This is a genomic window from Streptomyces johnsoniae (assembly GCF_031845565.1).
In the GTDB taxonomy this organism is placed as follows: domain Bacteria; phylum Actinomycetota; class Actinomycetes; order Streptomycetales; family Streptomycetaceae; genus Streptomyces; species Streptomyces johnsoniae.
In genome coordinates this window covers 1-834 of sequence record NZ_JAVREV010000054.1, presented here as the reverse complement: position 1 = coordinate 834, position 834 = coordinate 1, and the positions used below count along the sequence as shown (strand labels likewise).

Genomic DNA, 834 nt, shown 5'->3' with positions numbered 1-834 from the left:
CACCGGCCGATCAGACCCCACCACCACACGACCCCGCACCTCATCCCCACCCAACACCACCGCACGATGCCCCAACCCCGCACGCCCCACCGCCAACGACAACCCCACATCACCCAACGACACCTCACCCACCGACCCCACAAACCCACGCACCCGCCCCACCATGGCGTCAAGCGCGGCCTCATCCGCACCAGAAAGCGGAAGAGGGGCCACGGGCAGGCGAGGGGCGTGGGCGGGGGCCGGCTCAGGCTCCTCCGCGGGGGATTCGACGATGACGTGCGCGTTGGTGCCGCTCACGCCGAAGGAGGAGACGCCCGCCCGGCGGGGACGGCCGGACTCCGGCCACGCCACCTCCTCACGCAGCAACCGCACATCCCCCGACGACCAGTCCACATGCGGCGACGGCTCATCCACATGCAACGTCCGCGGCAACACCCCATGCCGCAACGCCTGCACCATCTTGATCACACCACCCACACCCGCAGCCGCCTGGGCATGCCCGATGTTCGACTTCAACGACCCAAGCCACAACGGCCGTTCCGCCGCACGCTCCTGGCCATACGTCGCCAGCAGCGCCCCCGCCTCGATCGGATCGCCCAGCGTCGTCCCCGTGCCGTGCGCCTCCACCACATCCACCTCGGCCGCCGAAACACCCGCATTCGCCAACGCCGCCCGAATCACCCGCTGCTGCGCCAGGCCGTTCGGCGCCGTCAGCCCATTGCTCGCACCGTCCTGATTCACCGCAGAACCCCGCACCACCGCCAGCACCCGATGACCGTTCCGCCGCGCATCCGACAACCGCTCCAACAGCAACACCCCCACCCCCTCCGCCCA

The 834-nt window shown here is 70.3% G+C and carries 1 protein-coding gene; it reads right to left on the bottom strand.

Annotation, left to right across the window (positions count from 1 at the left end):
• The coding region (locus tag RM779_RS33225; RefSeq protein ID WP_311621525.1) for a ketoacyl-synthetase C-terminal extension domain-containing protein at positions 1–834 on the bottom strand (834 nt) is incomplete at both ends.